This is a genomic window from Escherichia sp. E3659 (genome assembly GCF_005781135.1).
Classification (GTDB): Bacteria; Pseudomonadota; Gammaproteobacteria; order Enterobacterales; family Enterobacteriaceae; genus Escherichia.
On sequence record NZ_VATQ01000042.1, the window covers coordinates 119,439 to 136,711 of the forward strand.

Here is a 17,273-nt window from a genome sequence, read left to right on the forward strand (position 1 = left end):
GTAGTTAAAGTTGTTAACAAAGTGAGCTATTTGCTTAGGCTTGCAGCTCCAGCCCCGCCAACCGTCTCCAGTAGCCGTTACAATCGCTGTTTGCCGTCAACGGCAGTGGCGCAGCGCCATTTTCATTGGCGCGGAAGGCGTCGAGCGTCGCGAAAGTGTCAGTACCCTGCGGTGACAGGCGGACCACATCGACCAGCCCCTGCATGGATGCCAGCTCGTTACCGAGGTTGTAAACGTAGCCGCTCATGGTCTGAATGCCATTGAGTACAAACACTTGCTGATTCTCCTGCGACAGCACGTTGCGCCCGTTCGGATACTTAATGCAGCAGGTTTCACACTCATCTTTCGGGCGGTCTTCCGAACGCGCGGTAAAGCAGCGGGCGGAGTAGGCCAGCGGTAGATGACCGTAGCTCAAGACTTCCACTTCAAACTGGTTGCGAATGCCCAGTTCATCGCACTGATTAAGCAGATTCACCAGCCAGTCGCGGGAAAGCTCCACCGGCATACACCAGCGCATCATGCCCTGTTTAAGCAATATTTTCAGCGTCACCGCGTTGTAGCAGTTCAGCGCATGTCCGGCGACGAACGGCAGTTTGCGCTCAGCGCACATATTCACCACGCCGAGATCGCTGGCTTCAATCAGAAACTCACCGTTCTCAACATAGCGTTTCAGTTCGCCCAGTTCGGAGGATGCCTGCACCAGTGCCAGCGTGGAGAGCACAATCTGCTTGCCACTTCCGGCGAGCGATTTTGCCATCTCCAGCCAGTCACCAACTTTAGTTGCCCGGCGCTTGCTGCATACCGCTTCACCAAGATAAATCACGTCGGCGCTGCTGGCGGCGGCCTGCTGATAAAATTCTTCCAGCGTCTCTTTTGGCCAGTACCACAGCACTGGCCCTAAGGAATATTTCATTGCTTTTCTCACTGCCATTTACGGTGATACGCGCCAAGAGTGGTTTGCGTGCCTTCGGACATCGACCCGAGCATTTCCATCCACGCGCTTTGCGGTATGAAGTTTTGCGGATCGGCCTTACAACGGTCGATAGCCTGACGCCAGACTTTCGCCACCTGGCTGACATACGCCGGGCTACGCTGGCGGCCTTCAATTTTCACCGAAGCAATATTCGCCGCCATTAACTCCGGCAGCAGTTCCAGGGTATTGAGACTGGTTGGTTCTTCAAGCGCGTGATAACGCTCGCCGTCCACCAGATAACGCCCTTTACACAGCGTAGGATAACCTGCGTTTTCGCCGTCCTGATAACGGTCGATCAGCACTTCGTTCAGGCGGGATTCCAGCCCCTGCGGCGTTTGTTGCCAGCGCACGAAACGGGCCGGAGAACACGCGCCCACGGTGTTGGGCGATTCCCCCGTCAGATACGACGACAGATAGCAACGCCCTTCCGACATAATGCACAGGCTGCCGAAAGCGAACACTTCCAGCGGTACAGGGGTAACACGCGCCAGTTGTTTTACCTGATGAATCGACAACACGCGCGGCAGCACCACGCGAGCAACGTCAAAATGGCGATGATAAAAGTTAATCGCCTCTTCATTGGTCGCCGAAGCCTGCACCGATACGTGACGCTCAATATGCGGGTATCGCTCGGCGGCGTACTCCAGCATGGCGAGGTCGGCGAGGATCAGCGCGTCGGCACCCAGCTGCGCCGCCATATCCACGGCGCGCTGCCAACGGGCGTAACCGTTCGGATGCGCAAAAGTGTTAATTGCGATGTGAAGTTTGCGGTGATGTTGATGAACAAAACTCACCGCTTCCTGCAATTTTTTCTCGGTAAAGTTAAGGCCGGCGAAGTGGCGGGCATTAGTATCATCTTTTAGCCCGATATAAACAGCATCTGCGCCGTTTTCGATGGCCGCCTTAAGCGCCGGGAGATTTCCGGCAGGGCAGAGCAGCTCCATAATTTTTCCTGAAGGTTGCGCAGTCAAAGCGCAAAAATGTTAACGAACTGGGATTTTAGTTAACCCTGCTGCGACAATTTTTGATTTAAGGCAGTTAAAGTTGTATTGGTGGTAGCTGCAATTTCATATGGAATTGTTGATTTATACCGCTATGTTATTTTTCCAATATGGCAAAATAGGATGATTGTTGAAGCAGGGAGTAAAACTCGTGTTGGATAAACTGCGTTCCCGCATTGTGCATTTGGGGCCATCTCTGTTGAGTGTACCGGTAAAACTGACGCCATTTGCGCTTAAACGCCAGGTTCTTGAGCAGGTCTTAAGCTGGCAATTCCGTCAGGCGCTGGACGACGGCGAGCTGGAGTTTCTTGAAGGCCGCTGGTTAAGTATTCATGTGCGTGATATTGACCTGCAATGGTTTACCTCGGTGGTGAATGGCAAATTGGTGGTCAGCCAGAACGCGCAAGCTGATGTGAGTTTTAGTGCCGACGCCAGCGATCTGCTGATGATTGCGGCGCGTAAACAAGATCCAGACACGCTCTTCTTCCAGCGTCGGCTGATGATTGAAGGCGATACGGAGCTGGGGCTGTATGTGAAAAACCTGATGGACGCCATTGAACTGGAGCAGATGCCGAAAGCCTTACGTATGATGCTGCTGCAACTGGCGGATTTTGTTGAGGCGGGAATGAAAATCGCGCCTGAAACCAAACAGACATCGGTAGGTGAACCATGCTAATTCGAGTAGAAATTCCCATTGATGCGCCGGGTATTGATGCCCTGCTGCGTCGTTCATTCGAAAGTGATGCGGAAGCGAAGCTGGTTCACGATCTGCGTGAAGATGGCTTTCTGACGCTGGGGCTGGTGGCGACAGATGACGAAGGTCAGGTCATTGGCTATGTGGCATTTAGTCCGGTTGATGTGCAGGGCGAAGACCTGCAATGGGTCGGCATGGCACCGCTGGCGGTAGATGAAAAATACCGTGGACAGGGGCTGGCACGCCAACTGGTCTATGAAGGACTCGATTCGCTTAATGAGTTCGGCTATGCCGCAGTGGTGACGTTGGGCGATCCGGCACTGTACAGTCGTTTCGGCTTTGAACTGGCGGCACATCACGATCTGCGTTGCCGCTGGCCGGGCACTGAAAGCGCTTTCCAGGTACATCGTTTAGCGGATGACGCGCTGAATGGCGTAACCGGCCTGGTTGAGTATCACGAGCATTTCAATCGCTTTTAATCTCCGGGGTTTGCAGACTGCTCAACAGTTCTGCAAACCCTGCGCCTTCCGCTACCAGACGCTCTTTTTGCCGTTTGGTCAGTTGCTTAACGCGATATTCTGCCCGTAACGCCAGCGAACGGTCGCCCACTGGCGCGGAAAATGCCAGCGTCAGTTCACCTTTCCCACGCAGTGCTTTTGCGCCTTTGCCGCTTTGATGTTGCTGATAGCGGCGTTCGACATCCGTGGTGATCCCGGTATAAAGCTTATTGTCGGCGGTACGGATCAAGTAAAGAAACCAGGGGGTCATCGTCTGCGTCACATGTTAAGGTCTGGCCCACAGTATAAAAGAGAACAGCAATGGAAACACTCACCGCCATCAGCCGTTGGCTGGCAAAACAACATGTTGTCACCTGGTGTGTGCAGCAGGAAGGGGAACTGTGGTGCGCCAATGCCTTTTATCTTTTTGATGCGCAGAAAGTCGCCTTCTACATTTTGACGGAAGAAAAAACGCGTCATGCGCAGATGAGCGGGCCGCAGGCGGCGGTGGCCGGAACGGTAAACGGTCAGCCGAAAACGGTAGCGTTAATTCGCGGTGTGCAGTTTAAAGGCGAGATCCGCAGGCTGGAAGGTGAGGAAAGCGACCTTGCGCGCAAAGCGTACAATCGTCGCTTTCCGGTTGCCAGAATGCTGTCGGCCCCGGTGTGGGAAATCCGGCTCGATGAAATCAAATTCACCGACAACACGCTGGGCTTTGGTAAAAAACTGGTCTGGCTACGCGGCTCAGGCACCGAGCAGGCGTAACGCCTCGCGGTTAAACGCTGGCAGATCGTCCGGCGTCCGGCTGGTAACCAGCTGATCTTTATCGACCACCACTTCCTGATCGTAAAATTCCGCGCCCGCGTTTTTAACATCAATAATGATCGGTTTAACCGCGGTCAGTTTGCGCCCCCGAATCACATCGGCGCTGATCAGCAGCTGCGGGCCGTGACAGATGGCGAAAACAGGTTTGCCGCTATTCACAAAATCTCGGGTAAAGGTGACAAAACGGTTGTCGCCACGCAGATAATCCGGTGAATGACCGCCCGGTAGCAGCAGGGCATCAAACTCCGCTGGCGTCACTTCATCGATGGATTTATCGATGGTCACGCTGGCTTCTCCTTTTTTGCCTTTCACCGTTTTACCCGCTTGTTTTTCAATGGTAATCACTTCGTGTCCGGCTTTACGGAACTCGTCTGCGGGTGAAGTGAATTCTGAATCCTCAAATTCATCAGTGATTAAAACGGCAATCTTCTTACTCATGTTTCCTCCGCGTTGTTGCATTGGATGAGGCGAATTTCTCACGATCGGGGATAATTACCTCGTAGACTATTAAGCCTGGTGCATGTACCAGGGAGCGCAAGGCGGACAATTCTGTAAAGGAGCGAAGATGAGTCAGGTACTGATTACAGGCGCAACGGGGCTGGTGGGCGGTCACCTGCTGCGGATGTTGATTAACGAACCGAAAGTTAACGCCATAGCCGCGCCGACGCGACGCCCGTTGGGCGATATGCCAGGGGTGTTTAATCCCCATGACCCGCAACTGACCGACGCGCTGGCGCAGGTCACCGATCCCATCGACATTGTGTTTTGTTGTCTCGGCACCACGCGGCGAGAAGCGGGGAGCAAAGAGGCGTTTATTCATGCCGATTACACGCTGGTAGTGGATACCGCATTAACCGGGCGGCGACTGGGCGCGCAGCATATGCTGGTGGTCAGTGCTATGGGTGCCAATGCCCACTCGCCCTTTTTCTATAACCGCGTCAAAGGGGAGATGGAAGAAGCATTAATTGCCCAGAACTGGCCGAAATTGACCATTGCTCGCCCGTCGATGTTGCTGGGCGATCGTAGCAAACAGCGAATGAACGAAACGCTTTTTGCGCCACTGTTCCGTTTGTTACCCGGTAACTGGAAATCCATTGATGCGAGAGACGTGGCGCGGGTCATGCTGGCAGAGGCGATGCGGCCCGAGCATGAAGGTGTGACTATTTTAAGCTCTTCAGAATTACGCAAAAGAGCTGAATAATTATTCCCAAGAATTGATAGTGAGCGTAATATTCACGCGCTCAATTATCATAACTTATTCCTGGGGAATGCTATGACTGGTCAGTCTTCATCTCAGGCGGCAACGCCCATTCAGTGGTGGAAACCCGCGCTTTTCTTTCTGGTTGTCATTGCCGGTCTCTGGTATGTGAAATGGCAACCTTACTACGGCAAAGCGTTTACTGCTGCCGAAACCCACAGTATCGGTAAATCTATCCTTGCGCAGGCGGATGCTAATCCGTGGCAAGCGGCGTGGGATTACGCGATGATCTATTTCCTCGCGGTATGGAAAGCGGCGGTGCTGGGGGTGATCCTCGGTTCGTTGATTCAGGTGCTGATCCCGCGTGACTGGTTGTTGCGTACGCTTGGGCAATCGCGCTTTCGCGGCACGCTGCTGGGAACGCTGTTTTCGCTGCCGGGCATGATGTGTACCTGCTGTGCGGCTCCGGTCGCGGCAGGGATGCGTCGCCAACAGGTGTCGATGGGCGGTGCACTGGCATTCTGGATGGGGAATCCGTTGTTAAACCCGGCGACGCTGGTGTTTATGGGCTTTGTCCTTGGCTGGGGCTTTGCCGCGATTCGTCTGGGGGCGGGGCTGGTGATGGTGTTGCTGATTGCGACGCTGGTGCAAAAATGGGTGCGTGAAACACCGCAAACGCAAGCACCGGTTGAAATTGACATACCGGAAGCACAGGGCGGGTTTTTTAGCCGCTGGGGCAGGGCGCTATGGACGCTTTTCTGGAGTACGATCCCGGTTTATATCCTTGCGGTACTGGTGTTGGGTGCCGCTCGCGTCTGGTTATTCCCCCATGCCGATGGCGCTGTCGATAACAGCCTGATGTGGGTGGTGGCGATGGCGGTAGCAGGATGCTTGTTTGTCATTCCCACGGCAGCAGAAATTCCGATTGTACAAACGATGATGCTGGCAGGTATGGGAACTGCTCCGGCGCTGGCATTGTTGATGACGCTTCCAGCGGTAAGTTTGCCGTCGTTGATAATGCTGCGCAAAGCGTTCCCGGCGAAAGCCTTATGGCTGACGGGGGCGATGGTGGCAGTGTCTGGTGTGATTGTCGGCGGGCTGGCGCTGTTGTTCTGATTTGAGGGAAAACATGTCGGATGCGGCGTAAACGCCTTATCCGACCTACGGTTTGTATCGTTGTAGGCCTGATAAGACGCGGCAAGCGTCGCATCAGGCATTACAAGGGCTGCTATTTAATAAACGTAAACGCCGTGGTTACACGCTTCACGCCGCTCACCCGGCTGGCAATATCTGCCGCTGCTTTCGCTTCACGTTCAGTCACCAGCCCCATCAGGAACACTTCTCCGTTTTCGGTAGTCACTTTCACGTTGGACGATTTCACCAGATCGCTGGTTAAGAGCTGCGAACGCACTTTGGTGGTGATCCACGTATCGTTAGACGCTTCGCCCAGACCAATCGGCTGGCCCTGACGAATCTCGTTATACACTTCATTCGCGCCATCTACGCCCATAGCAATCTGTTTGGCGCGAGCCGAAAGTTCAGAGTTTGGTGACTGCCCAACCAGCAGCACTTTGCCCTGATAGGCCGTTACATTAATGCGCGCTTCTTTCTTAATCTGTTCGTCTTTCGACAATGCGCTGTTCACGCGCACTTCCAGGGTACCATCGTCCACCTGGGTGCCGACACTGCGTGGGTCAGTTGCGGCTTTGGTACCCACAGCAGCGGTACCCACTACGGCAGCGGCAACACAACCTTGCAACAGCAGCGCGGAAATAAGGACTGCGATTGGCGATAATGCCTTCATGTATTCTCCTTAATCATCCTGGTGAGGGAAAAGCGTGTTATCGATCAGATCGCACAGGCAATTTACCGTCAGCATATGCATTTCCTGAATGCGAGCACTACGATGCGAAGGAATGCGGATCTCCACATCCTGTGGCCCTAACAAACCTGCAAGTTCACCGCCGTCATAGCCGGTTAATGCCACAATGGTCATATCACGCGTAACGGCAGCTTCTACCGCTTTTACAATATCGCGGCTGTTGCCACGGGTGGAAATGGCTAACAATACATCTCCCGCATGACCCAGCGCCCGCACCTGTTTTGCATACACTTCATCATGTAAGCGATCGTTGGCAATCGCCGTTAAGACAACATTATCAGTATTTAGTGCAATGGCCGGTAGGCTGGGCCGCTCCGTTTCGAAACGGTTGATCATGCTGGCAGCAAAATGCTGTGCGTTGGCAGCGGAGGTTCCATTACCACAACAGAGGATTTTGTTGCCATTGAGCAGAGACTGAACCAGCGTCATGGCTGCACGGGAGATGGCATCCGGAAGCGCCTCTGCCGCCGCAATTTGAGTTTGAATGCTTTCAGTGAAGCAAGCTTTAATTCTTTCTTGCACGCTAATCCTTAAACCTTAATTATGAGTGGTCATTAAAGGCATCCTTAATCCACTCAACCTCATTCCCGGTGAAGGCTACCACATCGAACCGGCAATCCACAGTATCAAAACTCCCATTATGACGCGCGAGCCACAAGCGGGCAGTCTGTAATAATTTGTGTTGTTTGCTGCGGGTCACACTGGCTACCGCGCCGCCGTAAAGGGCAGAGCGGCGGTAGCGCACTTCGACAAAAACGGTGGTCTGGCCTTCACGCATTATCAGATCGATCTCGCCGCCACGCTCGTTCACGTTAGCGGCGATAAACCGCAGTCCTTTGCCTTCCAGCCAGCGACGCGCTTGCGCTTCCCACGCATCGCCGGTCTGTTTAGTGGTTAACTGGCGGGGACTACCTGACCTTGTTGGTACTGTAGCCATGATAACTTCCTGTTAATCACGCAATCCGGGTTAGCCGTCAGACCTCCGGTATTACCGTTGATTTCAAAACCCTGAACCTGGCGCATTTGTGAGAAATGATTTGCCAGCGACCATGCATCAACACCCATTGCATACATGCGAGCCAGCGAATAATCGTTATTCACTGCGCTTAGTGCCTGCTGCATTAACGGTAGATTACCGCCTGCCAGCATCGGGATCTCGCTGTACTGTAATCCTTCCATCTCAAGTCGGAAATCAGGGCCAGCGGAGCCTTGTGCGCTACGGGAACTGGCGTACAGCGTTGCGCCGCTATGACTGCCGTTACGCATGGCGATCATCGGTTTGACGAAAGCGATTTCGCCCGGCGTTGCCACAATATAGACCGCGTCGACACGACCACCGTTATTAGTGAACTGGTCATCGGTTGGTGTGGTTTGCAGCGTCGGATTGTTTGTGGTCATGCCGGAATCGGTTGTCGCTCTGGGGGTAATCGGGCTACCCGTTAAGGCGATGCCGGAGCCGCCGTTCACGCCCGCGCGTAATTCGCTGATGGAACCAAATTTTTGTTGCAGAACGGTGCCGCCACCCAATTTCTGCCACTCTTGCGCGAAGGCGTTTGCTACGCGGTCGCCAAGCGAACTGCGCGGGATCAGCACCAGCGGCGCCTGTTTCCCCTGATCACGAATATGACGTGCCGCATCGCGTGCTTCATCTTCCGGCGATAGCGCGAAATAACAGATATTAGCGCGGTTTTCGATATTTTCCGGCTGATTCAGCGCCAGTACGTTCAGTGGCGTGTTGCTCTTCAGCAACTCCTCAACGTTATTTTTCAGCAGCGGACCGACCACAATGCTCGCGCCGTCCTGCTGAACCTGGCTTAAGATCTGGCTAAGCGGTTGTGAAGAGGTATCGTAGATTTTCAGTTCTGCGGCTGGATTCGCTGGCGTGCTTACCGCCGCAGTACTTGCCGCAGGGGCGCTTACAGGCACCGGCTGCGCTGCGGTTTCTTCACCCGTTAGATCGCTAACCGGGGCTTGTGCCGGGCTGGCAACGCCATCCACGGTTTGTGGCTGGGGTTGTTCTGCTACGTCAGCGGCAGGTGCGGCAGCTACCTGAGCCGCCACTGGCTGAGTGCCAATGTTTTTCGCCGCTTCAAAGCCTTGCTGAATTGTGCGACCAAATACCGCAGCCTGACCATTCAACGGCAGCAGCAGGGCGATTTTATTGGTTGACGCTGGTTTGAAAGCTTTTACGTTTACCAACTGCGTTGGCAGCATTTTCGCGCCCGGGTTGTTCGGATAACGTTTTTGCCAGTCGGCGATCCCGGCTTTCATCATGTTGGGATCGTTACGGTTATCAAACCAGACGCGTTGCAGATCCAGCCAGCCTTGCAGGATATTTTCGTTGGCGTTAATCACCAGCGTATTCGCCTGCTGTTGGGTCATGGACGATAGCGCCTGCCAGGTAGCGTCAATATTCTGTTGCTTTTCCTTCGCGCCGAGCAGAGGTTCCTGGGCGACTAACGCACGCAGTAATTCAATGGAAGGACGTCCCTGGCTGGCATCGATTTTCGCCTGCCAGTAGCGCGCTTGCTGGTTTTGTTCTAAATCGGTCGGCGTGATTTTTGCCAACAAGGTCTGTGCGCCAGTAAAATCTTTTTGCGCCAGCTTGATTTCTACCGCCAGCAGCGTTTTCTCGCGACGCTGGGTATCGTTTAGTTCTTGCGGTAGCTGATTAAACAATTCCACCGCTTGCCCGGTTTTGCCTTCTTTCACCAGTGCACGAATGGCGAGTAATTGCCAGTTGATCCTGGTATCATCAGAGCTTTGCTGCATCTGCTGAAGATAAAAGGCAGAATCGGCCTGCGCCGTCCCCTGCATGTAGGCAGTGGACTGATCGGGGGTATGGGTGCCACAACCGGCGAAAATCAGGGCTGCCAGAACAACAGGCAGACAACGCGCGGCTTTCAAACGAGAAAATGTTGAGGGTACCATAATGTATCCAGTGATATTTTTTTTACGCAATGCTCAATATTAAATCGGCAATACGGACGACACAATGAAACAACACCAATCGGCGGATAATTCTCAAGGCCAGCTCTATATTGTACCTACGCCAATCGGTAATCTGGCGGACATTACCCAGCGTGCGCTTGAGGTATTGCAGGCCGTTGATCTGATTGCTGCCGAGGATACCCGTCATACCGGTTTACTGCTGCAACATTTTGGCATAAACGCCCGGTTGTTCGCGCTTCATGACCATAATGAACAACAAAAAGCCGAAACGCTGCTGGCGAAGCTACAGGAAGGGCAAAACATTGCGCTGGTTTCCGATGCCGGGACGCCGCTAATTAACGATCCTGGCTACCATCTGGTGCGAACCTGCCGTGAAGCGGGGATTCGTGTGGTGCCGCTACCCGGACCGTGTGCTGCTATCACTGCGTTAAGCGCCGCGGGTTTACCATCTGACCGTTTCTGTTACGAAGGCTTTTTACCTGCCAAATCAAAAGGCCGCCGTGATGCGCTAAAAGCCATTGAAGCGGAGCCGCGCACGCTGATTTTTTATGAATCGACCCACCGTCTGCTAGATAGCCTGGAAGATATCGTCGCGGTATTAGGCGAATCGCGCTACGTGGTGCTGGCACGTGAGCTCACCAAAACCTGGGAAACCATTCACGGCGCGCCCGTTGGCGAGCTGCTGGCGTGGGTAAAGGAAGATGAAAACCGCCGCAAAGGCGAAATGGTGCTGATTATCGAAGGCCATAAGGCGCAGGAAGACGACTTACCCGCCGATGCACTGCGCACGCTGGCGCTGTTACAGGCTGAGCTTCCGCTGAAGAAAGCGGCGGCGCTGGCGGCAGAAATTCACGGCGTGAAGAAAAATGCGCTGTATAAGTATGCGCTGGAGCAGCAGGGAGAGTGATATCTCTCCGTGGCCCCGTTTGAAGAACCCTGGGGCCACTTGCTAAACAATCAGTCGTTTTAGTGAGCCGAACAGATCGATGCCGATAGCATTTGCATAGCTAAAAACAACATCTAATGTTGGTGAACTTTCTCCTTTTTCAAATTTACTCACCGCTTGTCGGGTAACACCAAGTTGCTTCGCCACGGCAGTTTGGCTCAGATTGAGGGCTTTGCGTTTTTCCACGAGTTGGGAAAGAACCGCTTTGCGTTGTACAACAACATCAAGAGCATTAGCGGTTGCTTCGTCCTTAAGTAATTCTGTTTTCACGTCTTCCCAGTGATGTAACTCGTTATTTTTCTTCATTTCTATTTCTCCTGGAGGCTTGCTTAGTTTGTCGAAAGTAAGGCCTTATAACGTGCTAAACCTAACTCGATGTTGGCTTTAGGCGTTTTGTTCGTTTTTTTAGCAAAGATATGTGTGATGACCCATAGCCCTTGATGAAAGTGAAAATAAAAACCCCTTAACCAATGGCTCTGAGTATGTGTTTTAATTTCATACATATCCCCTTGAACTTTTTCGGTATTCACCAGGGAAGTGCAGGGACCTAACTCTTCGAAATCGTCAATAGCAGCAATGAATTCCGCTCGATCGATTGCACTAAGATCAAACAATTCCTTTCTGGCCACACTTAACAGCATGACTGGAAAATTTTTATCACGTTTTTTGTTAGTCTGATTTTTCACCATCTTTTTGTCAACCTTTAGGTTTACATTGTAATGGCATAATAACGGAGGACGTTCATACTGAACCGGAACGAAGTGCTCAAAACTCATGAGCACTTTTCTTATTTTGCCGGGCAAAGGGGGATGTTAACGACGACACATTTCATCAATCACGCATGTGAAATGGTTATGCAGCCATAAAAACGAAGCTGGGATAGCGGTGGAGACTTTAGCCGTGAGAAAACGTTCTGTCGCATCCTGCTTTCCTTCGCCAGTCACCAGTAACAAAACTTCGCGGGCAGTGAGAATATCCTTCAAGCCTAAGGTGATCCCCCGGGTAACGGGGCGACCCGCGGTTTTTAACATCTCGTGTTGCTGTGTTCTGGCATCAAGTTGGCTGATATGGCAGGCCGGTTGCAGGTTTTCTCCCGGTTCGTTCAGCCCCAGATGACCGTTTTTCCCCAGCCCAAGCACGCACAAATCGATACCACCTTTAAGCGCAATCAGGTTTGTCACCCGCTCACACTCCGTCTCGTTAATATCTTCAGAGCGAAAGCTGATGAACTGGTCTTCACGTAGCCCCAGCGGCTGTACGATATGTTGCTGAAGGAAGGTTTCGCAGGTGCCGGGCAGGGTTAATGGCAGATCCACCCATTCGTCGAGCTTAACGAAGGTCAGCTGGCTGACATCAACCTGCTGCTGGTGGATTTTTTCCACCAGATAATGATACGTCAGTAATGGCGTGGCTCCGGTCGCCAGGCATATCACGGCGTTCGGTTTACTACGAATCACACCCAATAAATATTCGCTGGCGCGTTCACTTAACGCCGTATAGTTTTCAACTTGCTGAAGGATTTGCACAGGATGAAATTCCTTAAGTAAAGAGGCACCGTCAGGTGCGATGCTCAGACCGATGGCAAATGCAAAATTGCCAGATGCGCTACGCTTATCAGGCCTACATCGTTTCTGCAATATATTGAATTTGCATGATTTTGTAGGCCGGATAAGGCGGTAACGCCGCATCCGGCATGAACAAAGCGATCTTTGTTAACAATCTGAGGCAGCGCCAGACGCAGTGCCTCGTTTTATTTATAAAATGCCGAAGGCGGAACAAACGATGGAAAGCACAAAAGTCACGCCGATTAACAGCACCGGATGCGCTTTTTTCACCCGCAGGAAGTAATACATCAGCAGGGTATAAGCCATCGGCAAAATATTCGGGAAGACTTTATCGAAGAAATCCTGTTGCAGGGCGACGCTGTGGGTACTGTCGATAGCAAACGACGTCACCACGTTAATATGCACATATGAAGCGATCAGCCCGCCAATTACCGTGATCCCGAGGATGGTTGCCGAACGGGCGATCATCTGCGAGTTTTCTCTAACTTTATCGATAGCCTTTACGCCGACCGAATAACCAACGTGGGTCCAGCCGACGCGGAGGAAAAAGATCATCAGGTACACGGCGAAGAACAGAATCGGCCCCAGCAGGTTTCCCTGGCTGGCAAATGATGAGCAAATTCCCGCCATAATCGGCAACAAAGTGAACCAGAAAATCGCATCGCCAATCCCGGCGATTGGGCCAAACAGCGCCACTTTCAGACCTTTAATGGTGTCGCGGTTTTCTCCTTTTTCTTCCATCGAAATTAATAACCCCATCAGGAATCCGACCAGATTCGGGTGGGTATTAATAAATTCGAGATTATCTTTCATCGCCGCGCTTAGGCCCGGTTTGTCGTCCTTATAAATCTTTTTCAGGAGCGGCAACATCGCCCAGGTAAAACCGCCCGCCTGCATCCTTTCGTAGTTAAAGCTCGCTTGCAGCAGCGACGAACGAAAGCCCAGACGGGTGATATCTTTTTTACTGATTTCAGATCCCATTGCTGTAGTCCTCTTCTTCATTTTTACTGGCAACGGGCTGCGGTTGCGCTTGCTGCCGGGATTTCGCATTGAAAAACTCATACACCGCAAAGCCTGCGCCCAGCACGGCAACCGGCAACAGGTTGCTGACCTGGATGTAGCAAACAAACAGGAAACCAGCGATCAGGTAAGGGATATATTGCGCTTTGAACATCACGCGCAGCAGCAGACCAAAACCAACGGCAGGTAGAATGCCGCCAGCCACTTCAAAGCCGTGGGTCAGCCAGGCGGGCATCGCCTTCACCAGCGCCTGCATCGCGCCCTGCGCCAGGTAAGTACAGAGGAAAGCAATCACCGCATACGCTAAAGCGACGATGAGCATCGTTGTCCAGTTAAGTCGGGAAAACGCTGCTGTATCCGCCTCTTTCGCGCATTTATCGGCTTTGGTCATAAATAATGAGAAAGCGGAATAGAAGAACAGAATGACGTACTGCATTAACAAACTAAATGGCAGGCCAAGACCAATTGCCGTTTTGGCATCAACGCCCGTAGACCATGCAATGACGGTGGTCATCAGACCCGCCATAATCGGGTTGGGCGGCTGAACACCACCTGCAGGGGTTAATCCGGCGAAAGCCAGCTCTGTCAGACCACCGGTAATTAAGCCAGTCTGAATATCACCGAGAATAGCGCCAGTTAGGGTACAAACGATTATCGGGCGGAATAAAAATAAGGCTTCCAGCCAAAAATCAATCCCCAGAACGAAAACTAACGCCGCCAGGGATAATCCCTGAATTAGGGTTATTTCATGCATTTTTATTACCTCAAACCAATATTAAGGCGATTTTAGATTTAGTCAGGAATTTGTTCTTTTTGATCGCCGGGGACGTCCTGGATAAAAATATTCACGCCGCGTTGTTTAATAAAATGTAAGTCCGTGAGATCTTGAGAATCGACATACACTTTACTGCTGATTTGATTTTTCCCTTCCGAGAAATGCATATTACCGACGTTGACATCTTTCAGATCAATGCCACCTTCGACCAATTTACGTACCGTCTGCGGCGTCCGGCAAATCAGGAAGATTTTCTGATGCGGCGCAGCTTTGCCGATAACGTTAATGGTTTTTTCGATAGTAAAGAAACGAATGCCAAAGCCGTAGGTTTCCGCGGTAATCCCCATCAATTTCTGTTGAATATCATCGTTCGCGACGACATCATCTACGACCACCAGCAGATTCGCACCAATAGTGGATGTCCAGGTCACGCCAACCTGGCCATGAACCAGACGGTTATCAATACGGGTTAAGATAATATTTGGACTGCTCATTGTGTAATCCTCACCATAAAAGTTGAATAATATGATTTTTTAAATATATTATTATTGAGACATTGTACCGATGTATTTATTAATGTTTGGTTATCTCCTTTGCCATTAATGCACTACCCGATATTAATCGGGCAGTGCATTCTGAAAAATCGTATAAAATTAATGATTACGCGGAAACTCGATTCGCTGAACCACAGACATTAATTTTATTTCTGACGACTTCTTTCATCGCATCCATACCGACGCGCATATAATAACGAGGATCATTACCCTGCGGATTTTCCGCGAACCAGGCTTTTACCGCACCTGCGAAGGCAATTTTCAATTCCGTGGCAACGTTCACTTTTGTTACACCAAGCTCAATAGTGCGGCGGACAAACTCATCAGGAACATCGCTGGCACCATGCAGCACCAGAGGAACATCCACCACTTCACGAATTTCCGCCAGCCGCTGGAAATCAATCTTCGGCGTTTTGCTGTATAAGCCGTGCGCCGTACCAATCGCTACCGCCAGGCTGTCGACGCCAGTCAGTTCGACAAAGCGTCTGGCTTCTTGTGGGTCGGTCAGGAACGCGCTTTCGGCGTCGACGCTCATATCATCTTCCACACCGCCCAGACGGCCCAGTTCTGCTTCCACGCTGCAATCCTGCGAGTGGCAGAAGTCGACAACCGATTTCACCAGCTTCACGTTCTCGGCAAACGGGAAGTGACTGCCGTCGATCATCGCACTGCGTACGCCTGCGTGGACTTTTCGGCGAATATCATCGAGTGATTCGTGGTGGTCGAGATGCAGCGCCAGCGGCATGTTGTAGGTTGTGGAATAGGCGCTACACAGAGCGTAAATCTCTTCCAGCGCAATATGTTTAAAGGTCCCCGGCGTCCCGGCGAGGATCACCGGCGATCGCATTTCACTGCACACTTCGAGGATCGCCTGGATCGTCTCGGCGTTATGAATGTTAAAGGCTGGCACCGCGTAGCCATTGGCCTGGGCGTCCTGTAACAGATATTTGGTGGAGATAATGCTCATAATGCGATCCTCTTATGCCTGCCACGGATGAATGATTACGCCTTGCACCACGCGGTTTACGGTGCCACTGGCTGATGGGGTATCCGGCGTATTGCCCATGTGCAACGACTGCATGAGTGCAAACGTCTGGGCGTACATCAGGAAGCAAAATGCCTGTTCAACGTCGATAAAGTGACGTGACGGCGGCAGGATGATATGTGGACCGGCAGCGACGATGTCGGTGCTTTCCGCGGCGATGGCGATTACGCGCATTGCCTGGTTGTCACGACGAAGTTCAGCCAGCAGATCAAGATCATACTGATGGGTGTAAGGGTGGCTGGAGACAAACACCACCACCAACGTTTCGTTATCGACCAGCGATTTCGGGCCATGACGGAATCCGGTTGGGGAATCATAAAAGGCCGCCAGTTTACCCGCTGTCAGTTCCAGCACTTTCAGCGCCGACTCGCGTGCTGCGCCCTGTAAGCCACCGCTGCCGAGATAAACGATCCGTTTCCACGGTGCGTAACCAAACACACCTTCGCTGAAATCGCCCAGTGAGGTCAGGATCGCCTGGCAACGATCCGCCACATCGCGGAAGGTTTGGCTGTTGATCGTCTCAGGTGCGAAAACCGCGAGGCAGCTGGCCATCATGGTGGTAATGCTGCTGGTCATCGCAAAGCCGCGATCGTGTGTTTCTGCGGGCATCAGCAGGGCGAACGCGTTGTCGCTGTTGATCGCGTTTTGGTAAAGAGCGCCCGCTTCGTTGCAGGTGATCGGCAGGTGATAGCACTCCGGTACAAACTGATTCGCCAGTTCCACGGCGGCGACGCTTTCCGGGCTATTGCCGGATCGACCGAAGGAGATCAGCAGCAGCGGATGAGCTGGATTCAGGTAGTCCATTGGATTGGTAACCAGATCGGTGGTCGGTACGGCGCTGAAGTTTTTGCCGGTATGGCTGGCGAGCCACGGCGCGATGATGTCACCGATAAATGCCGATGTTCCGGCTCCGGTCAGGATTACCCGCAGATCCTCTTTGCGCAGTAACGGTTCAAGGAAGTTATTGAGTGCGGAACGTAGCGCGTCGATGTTGGTGAGTGAACGGATCCATGCGCGAGGCTGATGACGGATCTCTTCTTCAGTCCATGTGCCGGTGGTCGCGGCAGCAGGGGTGTAATTTTCTGGCATAACTCAATCCTTAGTCTGATGAACTTGACTTCCGGCGTGGTAGCTTTCGCTTGCCTTTCGTTTCATTTCACTTAGTGATTTCTTTCGTTGATTAAAATCTATAGAAAAGAAACTGAAAGTTCAATGGGGGAAAAGGAAATAAAACGAAATCTGTGATCGTTGAAAGAAAAGATAAGGGAAGTAAAAGGGATTGCTGGATGCGGCGTAAACGCTTTATCCGGCCTTACGGTCACCAACTGTAGATACTGTTATGGCCT

The 17,273-nt window shown here is 52.2% G+C and carries 22 protein-coding genes; 6 read left to right on the forward strand and 16 right to left on the reverse strand.

The window, feature by feature from the left end; translation table 11 throughout:
- Positions 1-34: 34 nt before the first annotated feature.
- Together FEK47_RS22070 and FEK47_RS22075 are read right to left on the reverse strand one after the other, a co-directional pair.
- Complete coding sequence (locus tag FEK47_RS22070) at positions 35-913, reverse strand: U32 family peptidase (protein ID WP_135487191.1); 879 nt, start codon at positions 911-913, stop codon at positions 35-37.
- Positions 914-921: 8 nt separating this feature from the next.
- A complete protein-coding gene (locus FEK47_RS22075; RefSeq protein WP_135487192.1) occupies positions 922-1,917 on the reverse strand; it encodes a peptidase U32 family protein in 996 nt (331 codons plus the stop codon).
- Positions 1,918-2,125: 208 nt separating this feature from the next.
- On the opposite strand from FEK47_RS22075, the gene FEK47_RS22080 reads away from it, so the two are divergent.
- Positions 2,126-2,650 carry an SCP2 domain-containing protein gene (locus FEK47_RS22080; protein ID WP_135487193.1) on the forward strand — a complete coding sequence of 175 codons (525 nt, stop codon included), beginning with the start codon at positions 2,126-2,128 and terminating at the stop codon, positions 2,648-2,650.
- On the forward strand, positions 2,644-3,147 hold the full coding sequence (locus FEK47_RS22085; RefSeq protein ID WP_000908554.1) for an N-acetyltransferase: 504 nt from the start codon (positions 2,644-2,646) through the stop codon (positions 3,145-3,147). The genes FEK47_RS22080 and FEK47_RS22085 overlap by 7 nt, the downstream gene beginning before the upstream one ends.
- On the opposite strand, the gene yhbQ is transcribed toward FEK47_RS22085, so the two are convergent.
- The gene (yhbQ, locus tag FEK47_RS22090; protein WP_000189314.1) at positions 3,134-3,436 is read right to left on the reverse strand and encodes a DNA damage response exodeoxyribonuclease YhbQ; all 303 of its coding nucleotides are present in this window, start codon (positions 3,434-3,436) and stop codon (positions 3,134-3,136) included. The genes FEK47_RS22085 and yhbQ overlap by 14 nt on opposite strands.
- A 50-nt stretch (positions 3,437-3,486) precedes the next feature.
- On the opposite strand from yhbQ, the gene FEK47_RS22095 reads away from it, so the two are divergent.
- The gene (locus tag FEK47_RS22095) at positions 3,487-3,930 is read left to right on the forward strand and encodes a YhbP family protein (RefSeq protein WP_135403594.1); all 444 of its coding nucleotides are present in this window, start codon (positions 3,487-3,489) and stop codon (positions 3,928-3,930) included.
- Here FEK47_RS22095 and yhbO read toward each other — a convergent pair.
- Positions 3,910-4,428, reverse strand: a complete 519-nt coding sequence (gene yhbO / locus FEK47_RS22100) for a protein/nucleic acid deglycase (protein ID WP_000037608.1) — start codon at positions 4,426-4,428, stop codon at positions 3,910-3,912. The two genes, FEK47_RS22095 and yhbO, sit on opposite strands and share 21 nt — an antisense overlap.
- Before the next feature lie 127 nt (positions 4,429-4,555).
- On the opposite strand from yhbO, the gene FEK47_RS22105 reads away from it, so the two are divergent.
- Together FEK47_RS22105 and FEK47_RS22110 are read left to right on the forward strand one after the other, a co-directional pair.
- On the forward strand, positions 4,556-5,191 hold the full coding sequence (locus tag FEK47_RS22105) for an NAD(P)H-binding protein (protein ID WP_000084526.1): 636 nt from the start codon (positions 4,556-4,558) through the stop codon (positions 5,189-5,191).
- 72 nt (positions 5,192-5,263) lie between these two features.
- Positions 5,264-6,304, forward strand: coding sequence for a permease (locus FEK47_RS22110; protein ID WP_138183373.1), 1,041 nt, complete (start codon positions 5,264-5,266; stop codon positions 6,302-6,304).
- 112 nt (positions 6,305-6,416) lie between these two features.
- Here FEK47_RS22110 and dolP read toward each other — a convergent pair whose 3' ends face one another.
- Genes dolP through lpoA form a run of 4 tightly spaced genes read right to left on the reverse strand, consistent with a single transcriptional unit; the run spans position 6,417 to position 10,001 of the window.
- On the reverse strand, positions 6,417-6,992 hold the full coding sequence (dolP, locus tag FEK47_RS22115; RefSeq protein ID WP_000646037.1) for a division/outer membrane stress-associated lipid-binding lipoprotein: 576 nt from the start codon (positions 6,990-6,992) through the stop codon (positions 6,417-6,419).
- A 9-nt stretch (positions 6,993-7,001) separates the two neighbouring features.
- On the reverse strand, positions 7,002-7,592 hold the full coding sequence (gene diaA, locus FEK47_RS22120; RefSeq protein ID WP_001158034.1) for a DnaA initiator-associating protein DiaA: 591 nt from the start codon (positions 7,590-7,592) through the stop codon (positions 7,002-7,004).
- Between the two features lie 19 nt (positions 7,593-7,611).
- Positions 7,612-8,007 carry a YraN family protein gene (locus tag FEK47_RS22125; RefSeq protein ID WP_130219225.1) on the reverse strand — a complete coding sequence of 132 codons (396 nt, stop codon included), beginning with the start codon at positions 8,005-8,007 and terminating at the stop codon, positions 7,612-7,614.
- Entirely contained in the window at positions 7,965-10,001 is a 2,037-nt protein-coding gene (lpoA, locus tag FEK47_RS22130; protein WP_138183374.1) for a penicillin-binding protein activator LpoA, read from the reverse strand. The genes FEK47_RS22125 and lpoA overlap by 43 nt, the downstream gene beginning before the upstream one ends.
- A gap of 64 nt (positions 10,002-10,065) precedes the next feature.
- On the opposite strand from lpoA, the gene rsmI reads away from it, so the two are divergent.
- Entirely contained in the window at positions 10,066-10,929 is an 864-nt protein-coding gene (gene rsmI / locus FEK47_RS22135) for a 16S rRNA (cytidine(1402)-2'-O)-methyltransferase (RefSeq protein WP_135487194.1), read from the forward strand.
- Positions 10,930-10,971: 42 nt separating this feature from the next.
- On the opposite strand, the gene FEK47_RS22140 is transcribed toward rsmI, so the two are convergent.
- From FEK47_RS22140 to FEK47_RS22175, 8 genes are all read right to left on the reverse strand, one after another.
- The gene (locus FEK47_RS22140; RefSeq protein ID WP_032281646.1) at positions 10,972-11,274 is read right to left on the reverse strand and encodes a helix-turn-helix transcriptional regulator; all 303 of its coding nucleotides are present in this window, start codon (positions 11,272-11,274) and stop codon (positions 10,972-10,974) included.
- A gap of 23 nt (positions 11,275-11,297) precedes the next feature.
- Positions 11,298-11,744 (reverse strand): type II toxin-antitoxin system RelE/ParE family toxin, encoded by a 447-nt coding sequence (locus FEK47_RS22145; RefSeq protein WP_240727793.1) that lies wholly within the window; start codon positions 11,742-11,744, stop codon positions 11,298-11,300.
- A gap of 36 nt (positions 11,745-11,780) precedes the next feature.
- Positions 11,781-12,548, reverse strand: coding sequence for a galactosamine-6-phosphate isomerase (locus FEK47_RS22150; RefSeq protein ID WP_135487200.1), 768 nt, complete (start codon positions 12,546-12,548; stop codon positions 11,781-11,783).
- 174 nt (positions 12,549-12,722) lie between these two features.
- Positions 12,723-13,514, reverse strand: coding sequence for a PTS galactosamine transporter subunit IID (agaD, locus tag FEK47_RS22155; RefSeq protein ID WP_138183375.1), 792 nt, complete (start codon positions 13,512-13,514; stop codon positions 12,723-12,725).
- A complete protein-coding gene (gene agaC / locus FEK47_RS22160) occupies positions 13,504-14,307 on the reverse strand; it encodes a PTS galactosamine transporter subunit IIC (RefSeq protein ID WP_130204632.1) in 804 nt (267 codons plus the stop codon). Before agaC ends, agaD begins: the two co-directional genes overlap by 11 nt.
- A 38-nt stretch (positions 14,308-14,345) precedes the next feature.
- Positions 14,346-14,822, reverse strand: a complete 477-nt coding sequence (gene agaB / locus FEK47_RS22165) for a PTS galactosamine transporter subunit IIB (RefSeq protein WP_135487195.1) — start codon at positions 14,820-14,822, stop codon at positions 14,346-14,348.
- A gap of 166 nt (positions 14,823-14,988) precedes the next feature.
- Entirely contained in the window at positions 14,989-15,849 is an 861-nt protein-coding gene (gene kbaY / locus FEK47_RS22170) for a tagatose-bisphosphate aldolase subunit KbaY (RefSeq protein ID WP_135487196.1), read from the reverse strand.
- A 12-nt stretch (positions 15,850-15,861) separates the two neighbouring features.
- Entirely contained in the window at positions 15,862-17,016 is a 1,155-nt protein-coding gene (locus tag FEK47_RS22175; protein WP_135487197.1) for an AgaS family sugar isomerase, read from the reverse strand.
- Positions 17,017-17,273: the final 257 nt, after the last annotated feature.

Coding starts and splice junctions, on each gene's coding strand:
- FEK47_RS22125 (WP_130219225.1), bottom strand. CDS start 8,007: ATGGCTACAGTACCAACAAGGTCAGGTAGTCCCCGCCAGTTAACCACT.
- agaD (WP_138183375.1), bottom strand. CDS start 13,514: ATGGGATCTGAAATCAGTAAAAAAGATATCACCCGTCTGGGCTTTCGT.
- FEK47_RS22175 (WP_135487197.1), bottom strand. CDS start 17,016: ATGCCAGAAAATTACACCCCTGCTGCCGCGACCACCGGCACATGGACT.
- yhbQ (WP_000189314.1), bottom strand. CDS start 3,436: ATGACCCCCTGGTTTCTTTACTTGATCCGTACCGCCGACAATAAGCTT.
- FEK47_RS22095 (WP_135403594.1), top strand. CDS start 3,487: ATGGAAACACTCACCGCCATCAGCCGTTGGCTGGCAAAACAACATGTT.
- FEK47_RS22075 (WP_135487192.1), bottom strand. CDS start 1,917: ATGGAGCTGCTCTGCCCTGCCGGAAATCTCCCGGCGCTTAAGGCGGCC.
- FEK47_RS22105 (WP_000084526.1), top strand. CDS start 4,556: ATGAGTCAGGTACTGATTACAGGCGCAACGGGGCTGGTGGGCGGTCAC.
- lpoA (WP_138183374.1), bottom strand. CDS start 10,001: ATGGTACCCTCAACATTTTCTCGTTTGAAAGCCGCGCGTTGTCTGCCT.
- agaC (WP_130204632.1), bottom strand. CDS start 14,307: ATGCATGAAATAACCCTAATTCAGGGATTATCCCTGGCGGCGTTAGTT.
- FEK47_RS22085 (WP_000908554.1), top strand. CDS start 2,644: ATGCTAATTCGAGTAGAAATTCCCATTGATGCGCCGGGTATTGATGCC.
- agaB (WP_135487195.1), bottom strand. CDS start 14,822: ATGAGCAGTCCAAATATTATCTTAACCCGTATTGATAACCGTCTGGTT.
- FEK47_RS22145 (WP_240727793.1), bottom strand. CDS start 11,744: ATGAGTTTTGAGCACTTCGTTCCGGTTCAGTATGAACGTCCTCCGTTA.
- FEK47_RS22140 (WP_032281646.1), bottom strand. CDS start 11,274: ATGAAGAAAAATAACGAGTTACATCACTGGGAAGACGTGAAAACAGAA.
- FEK47_RS22110 (WP_138183373.1), top strand. CDS start 5,264: ATGACTGGTCAGTCTTCATCTCAGGCGGCAACGCCCATTCAGTGGTGG.
- FEK47_RS22070 (WP_135487191.1), bottom strand. CDS start 913: ATGAAATATTCCTTAGGGCCAGTGCTGTGGTACTGGCCAAAAGAGACG.
- kbaY (WP_135487196.1), bottom strand. CDS start 15,849: ATGAGCATTATCTCCACCAAATATCTGTTACAGGACGCCCAGGCCAAT.
- yhbO (WP_000037608.1), bottom strand. CDS start 4,428: ATGAGTAAGAAGATTGCCGTTTTAATCACTGATGAATTTGAGGATTCA.
- dolP (WP_000646037.1), bottom strand. CDS start 6,992: ATGAAGGCATTATCGCCAATCGCAGTCCTTATTTCCGCGCTGCTGTTG.
- rsmI (WP_135487194.1), top strand. CDS start 10,066: ATGAAACAACACCAATCGGCGGATAATTCTCAAGGCCAGCTCTATATT.